Origin of the sequence: Brasilonema octagenarum UFV-OR1 (assembly GCF_963888615.1) — a bacterium.
In the GTDB taxonomy this organism is placed as follows: Bacteria; Cyanobacteriota; Cyanobacteriia; order Cyanobacteriales; family Nostocaceae; genus Brasilonema; species Brasilonema sennae.
This window is the reverse complement of sequence record NZ_CAWPKW010000212.1, coordinates 1-5,198: the sequence shown is the minus strand read 5'-3', so window position 1 is coordinate 5,198 and position 5,198 is coordinate 1. Positions and strand designations below refer to the sequence as shown.

The window sequence follows — 5,198 nt, the reverse complement described above, 5'->3', positions numbered from 1 at the left end:
ACTTGTGTCATTGGAATGACTCACTAGTTCATTTGTTCGCGTTGAAAGGGCTGGGATGTCTACGCTTAGCCCAACGCCAAAGGTATCGCCACACTCGATGTGAGATGTAGTTAAAGGTTTCTTTGCTTACTACACCTTTGTAGTAGTTAGCAAAACCTCTGAGAATTGGATTGAGCTTGTTAATTAAAACTTCCTGTTCTGCACTACCGAGGTTTTTAATTTCTTTGCCAATCCGTGTACAGAAGGCTAAAACCTTCTTCTTGGATGGTTTTATTAGAAGTTTTCCGTTGTAGTGTTTAGCATTGAACCCCAAGAAGTCAAAGCCATCTTCCATTGACGTAATTAACGTCTTCTCAGGACTGAGTTCAAGACCCCGTTTTGACATCCATGCTTGAATCAAGTTTTGGGCGATTTCGAGACTTTCCTTATCTCTAGCCGTGACAATGAAGTCATCGGCATAACGTACCACACCAAGTTTTGGATTGGTGGCTTTAATGTAGCTTTCTAAGCCATGCAAGCCAATGTTGGCTAGAAGAGGTGAAATTACCCCCCCTTGTGGCGTACCTTGTTCCGTTGGGTTGAGTTTCCCTTGGAACACAAAACCCGCTTTTAACCATTCTTTGATTAGTCTTCGGTTAGGAAAATTACCAATCATCGTCAGAATGGATTCATGAGCTATGTTGTCAAAGAAGCCTTTGATATCAGCTTCTAGAACCCAAGCGTGTCCACCTGCTTTATTGAACCCTACTTTGTTAAAGCATTGCCCTATTGCATCCTGACAGCTTCTTCCCGGTCTAAACCCATAGGAATTAGGCTCAAACACAGCTTCCCATTCAGGTTCTAGTACGTTCTTTACTATTGCTTGTTCGATTCTGTCGCGCACGGTCGGGATTCCGAGCGGTCGTTTCTTGCCGTTAGACTTGGGTATTTCTACCCTGCGTGTTGGTTTAAGGTTTCCACCTTTCCAATTGTTTACCAGAATCACCCTTTGCTCCGGGGTGTTGACAATTTCCTTGTCAATGCCTGCCGTTTCTTTTCCTTGATTGGTCTGGGTGATGCGTCGAATTGACAATAGTAAACAGGAGTGACTTCTTTGCATCAACTTTTGCAGGTTTCTTAACTTGCCAAAGTTACCAAGCTTTCTCGCACGAAAGATTCTTTGACGTAGGTTTCTAACAGCTTTATTGATTTTTCTCCAATTAATATGGTTCCAGTTCGCTAGCTGTTTCTTTAGTCCGTTTGAAGTCAAATCTGACATCATCTAACTTGTCCTTAGATTAGATTCCTTTGTTCGGTTTCCTTCGTATAAGACCCAGAAGAAGTCTGCTTTCCTTTCGGTCAAGGGTGATGTTTCAACCCCTATCTGGTTCGTTACAAACCAGCATTCGCTTTTTCTTCCATCCTCTACCCTCCAGAGATTTCGGTCTTCGTTGCCTCAGACTTACTAGGAATATTCGACCTTTCCTAGACTTTGTGGGGTTTACCCTGTTGTGTCGTTTAGTTTTCTTGTTTTTCTTTAGGTGCTGTCTTTTCTGCGGTGGAAATTTGTTCACACGGTTAGTGAAAGTCCGAGTCACTAATCCATCCACGTCCCTTTTGGGTAAAGCCTATCAGCCTTATTTGGCTCTTTGGTACATCACGCAGTTTTATAAACAGTTTACGTTTGTTCACCATTGAAAAACTTCCTCTTGCTCTTGACCACCTTTAGGCTGGTAGTCGAAGATACTTTCGTGGTCTGCATTCCGACTTTTTCGTTACCTACTAGGTCGTGACCGGACTCGAATGAGTCTTTTACGTGAGGGCAAGGGGTGTGAATCCCTTGGCGGAGAAGCCTCCACTTACTAAACGACCATTTCAGGTCGCGCCGGACTGGTTACCGAGATTCGACAGCCAACGAATCGCACTTCGTGTAAGACTCCGTATGAAGTCTTTTCCCCTGCAAGGAGTGCTCGGGTGCTCCCATGCCTCTTCGCTGACTTCTGACTCCTTTTGATCAAATAACTCAGAACTAGTGAATAATAACTACTTTTCAGTAGCAATTAGCGTCAAATCAATTTTCTCAGATTCTGGCTGTGTCACTTTTACCTCTACCCCTGGGCCAAAAAAACTGGTCATTTTTTCCTGCTTTTTTTGCCAAACTTCGATTGGTACCGCTGGGGAATCAAATTTCAAAATCAAAGCATAAGCTCCATTAATTTCTGTTTCTTGTAATTGTGTGACAACTGGTATATCATCATCTGTAGAACCAAGCTTCAGAAATGAGAGCGCTTCGTATAAATGCACGTCTTGACCGTAGCGAAATCGAGTAATGTCTTGGCGAATTTTATTTTGAGTAGGAGTTCCTTGCTTTTCTCTAAGTGTCAACATTTGTGGCGTCGTAGGTTTACTCAAGGGTACAGGCTTAAGCTCGTTAGCTTTGAGTGCTAATCCTCCTAGTAAAAGAGGAATTCCATAAAAAAAACCGATAAGATTAAGTGTGGCATTGTCTGCAGCGTAGGCAGCAAAACCAATGATAGTCAAAACACCGCCGATGGTTATACCTAGCGTTCCCAATGAAATTTGACCTAACATGATTTTAATTCGTTATGTGTTCCTAGTACCATTATTTTTCTATCATCGGTGATCAGGAACAACTTAGGGAAGAGCAGGAGTCAATTATCGTAAATTGAAGTAGAACACAGGTGAGATTTGATCGCTCAAAGCTAGCAAAAAGTGGAAAGAAATGGTACGATAGTTACAATTTGCAGCTATCATGCCTGTCTAGCTTGTTAATATAAAGCGCGGTTTTCAAAGCCCAGCTCGAATTACACGGCAACGACAGCTTGGGTTGTAGCGAACTTAAAGATGGATCTGTCTTTATAGCTTCAAGAGTGGAAAGTTTTGGCTTCAAGGGTTTAACAGCAGGTACCTCTTGTGTCACCTGAAACAGTGATAGCGCTATTTGCACCTTTTCGGTCGTTGTGCGCAATTATATTATGTAAATCTATCAGTTGAAGACAGGAGGATAGCAATGGATGCACAAATTATCAAAGAACGAGTGCTTAAGGTTCAAAGTCAACGAGAGTATTTACTCAGTCTCTTGGAACAACCAAACTTAGGAATTTTAAGAGTTGACGTGAATCAGGCTCTCGAAGAAATGGATGATCTTATTGATGAGTATAGACGGACCTTTTCACAAACAGAAATTTAGTTAGTTCTAACAAGGGATACAAATTACTAAAAATAGCGTCATCAAGCACTAACTTACAGCTTAGTGTGACGCTCTTCAAAACCTCCATTTTCTTGAGTTCCCATATACGCAGCTTTACATTTTCCAAGTTGATCTGTTGTATAATTGATCTAGTTACCAATCATTAGATGGACTTTGTCCCAATTTTCTAACAAGGGCAATAAGTTCGCCTGTTGGTGTCTCTTTCTTACAAAAAGCATCCAAGCTAGCCAATTCCCTCGTTTCCTGAGATTTGTTGTCTTCGACTGAGGAGTAAGCAATGATTTGGGTATTTGGAGCGATCGCTTTAATATAACCCGAAGCACGCCAACCATCCATAACTGGCATATGTAAATCTAGTACTATCACATCAGGCTTATAGCGTTTAACCATTTCTACAGCTTCTTGACCATTGCTGGCTAAACCAACAACTTGAAGATTTTCCTGAGCAGAAAAGGCTAATTTTAGGGTTAGACGAGTAAGTTCGTGATCGTCAACCACTAGAACACGCAATGTAGAAGGCTCACAGGACAACATTAACATCCACGTTAAAGTAAAGACGACTTATGATAACCTCTATAGTTTATGAAAATAGTTGGTTACACTTACTCTATCTAATGGTTGAATAACTTCATCTTTCTCCATTGCAATAAATTAAATTATTAAGAAAAATTTTTTTTCAGGCAATATCGAATCAGTCATACCATTAAAAAAAGAATGCAACACTGTCTGCGTTGACTTACAAAAACTTTAAAAAGAAAATTCAACTATGGTTAGGAGATAACCGAAAAAGAGTAATTAATGGAGTTGTAGAGTTTAGAACAAGCCCAGAATAGGTATGGGTGATACCAAACTGGGCAGTATCGAGCCTGAACAAACAACTCAAGTAGCCCACAACTGATTCCAATAGTACACAGATATCCAACAGACTATGAATGGGACTTTAAAACTTTCAAAAAATGAAAAGTGCCTGAAAACCTCTGTGGAGTTACGGTATTTTTTTGTGACTTTATACAATCTGAGTTTGTGTTTGAATCATGACTGTTTAAGATTTTCCGCTGAATTCCAGACCATTTTCTTCAGCATATCTCTCCATAAACCGCATAAAGCGCTCCCACTCATCTTTGGATCTCATCAGATAAATAGCTTCTATTGCTTCTGGCTTACCGTTGACAAATTTACCCTTGACTTCGCGGGTAACAATTTCTCCTTCTTCGTCAATCATGTACATCCCAGTGATTTCTTCGCTGTTACTATCCAAAGCTTTGGGATTTTGGAACAGAAACGTTGCTGTTGAACTGTCACCACTCTTTGATCGCGTCAGGCGCACCTGTGGAATGCCTTCTTAGTTTTTACCTCTGGAGAACTGAATTTGAGCCATGATGAGTGAATTTAAACTTTTGTTATTGTTTGTTTAATATTGTCTCATCTTTTTGTACATAGGAGTCTAGCGGCTGCTGAGATTTTACTTTTCCGTATAAACTGTTATGCTATTTCTCGCTCTAGTAACAAAGTAACAGATCCGTCATTTTCTATTGAGACTTGCATCATTGCCCCAAATTGACCTGTTTCGACTCGCAAACCGCTTTGGCGTAACTTTTCAACAAAACGATTATACAATTGTTGAGCGACTTTGGGATCTGCTGAACGATCAAAGGAGGGACGGCGACCTTTGCGACAATCAGCATAAAGCGTAAACTGACTGATGACTAGTAACTCGCCGCCTATTTCTTGTACAGATTTTTTCCAGCGCGATCCGTCTTGTTGATCACCAAATAGTCGCAGTTCCAAACATTTACGCACCATCCAATCAAGTTCGGCATCAGTGTCTGTGGCGGCAATGCCCACAAGCAAGTTTAACCCTCGACCAATTTTACCAATAATGTCACCCTTCGGGTTCGCCCTAGTGGGAACGGCCACGCCTTATGGCTATCGGGAACGCCCGTCGCCTGACGCCACATTCTACCCTGCCCGAAGGCGTTCCGCCTAC

At 41.4% G+C, this 5,198-nt stretch carries 6 protein-coding genes; 1 reads left to right on the top strand and 5 read right to left on the bottom strand.

What is annotated here, in order from left to right; all coding sequences use genetic code 11:
- Positions 1-28: 28 nt before the first annotated feature.
- Both ltrA and AC5590_RS15995 read right to left on the bottom strand, forming a co-directional pair.
- Complete coding sequence (gene ltrA / locus AC5590_RS16000) at positions 29-1,261, bottom strand: group II intron reverse transcriptase/maturase (protein WP_169268871.1); 1,233 nt, start codon at positions 1,259-1,261, stop codon at positions 29-31.
- Positions 1,262-2,022: 761 nt separating this feature from the next.
- Positions 2,023-2,571 (bottom strand): DUF2854 domain-containing protein, encoded by a 549-nt coding sequence (locus AC5590_RS15995; protein WP_169268870.1) that lies wholly within the window; start codon positions 2,569-2,571, stop codon positions 2,023-2,025.
- Positions 2,572-3,010: 439 nt separating this feature from the next.
- On the opposite strand from AC5590_RS15995, the gene AC5590_RS15990 reads away from it, so the two are divergent.
- Positions 3,011-3,190 (top strand): hypothetical protein, encoded by a 180-nt coding sequence (locus AC5590_RS15990; protein ID WP_169268869.1) that lies wholly within the window; start codon positions 3,011-3,013, stop codon positions 3,188-3,190.
- A gap of 153 nt (positions 3,191-3,343) precedes the next feature.
- Here AC5590_RS15990 and AC5590_RS15985 read toward each other — a convergent pair whose 3' ends face one another.
- The 3 genes from AC5590_RS15985 to dtd all read right to left on the bottom strand — a co-directional run bounded on the left by AC5590_RS15985 (position 3,344) and on the right by dtd (position 5,128).
- On the bottom strand, positions 3,344-3,751 hold the full coding sequence (locus tag AC5590_RS15985) for a response regulator (protein WP_169268868.1): 408 nt from the start codon (positions 3,749-3,751) through the stop codon (positions 3,344-3,346).
- A 502-nt stretch (positions 3,752-4,253) separates the two neighbouring features.
- Complete coding sequence (psb28, locus tag AC5590_RS15980; RefSeq protein ID WP_348982791.1) at positions 4,254-4,547, bottom strand: photosystem II reaction center protein Psb28; 294 nt, start codon at positions 4,545-4,547, stop codon at positions 4,254-4,256.
- Between the two features lie 146 nt (positions 4,548-4,693).
- Positions 4,694-5,128, bottom strand: a complete 435-nt coding sequence (dtd, locus tag AC5590_RS15975; protein WP_169268867.1) for a D-aminoacyl-tRNA deacylase — start codon at positions 5,126-5,128, stop codon at positions 4,694-4,696.
- Positions 5,129-5,198 lie beyond the last annotated feature (70 nt).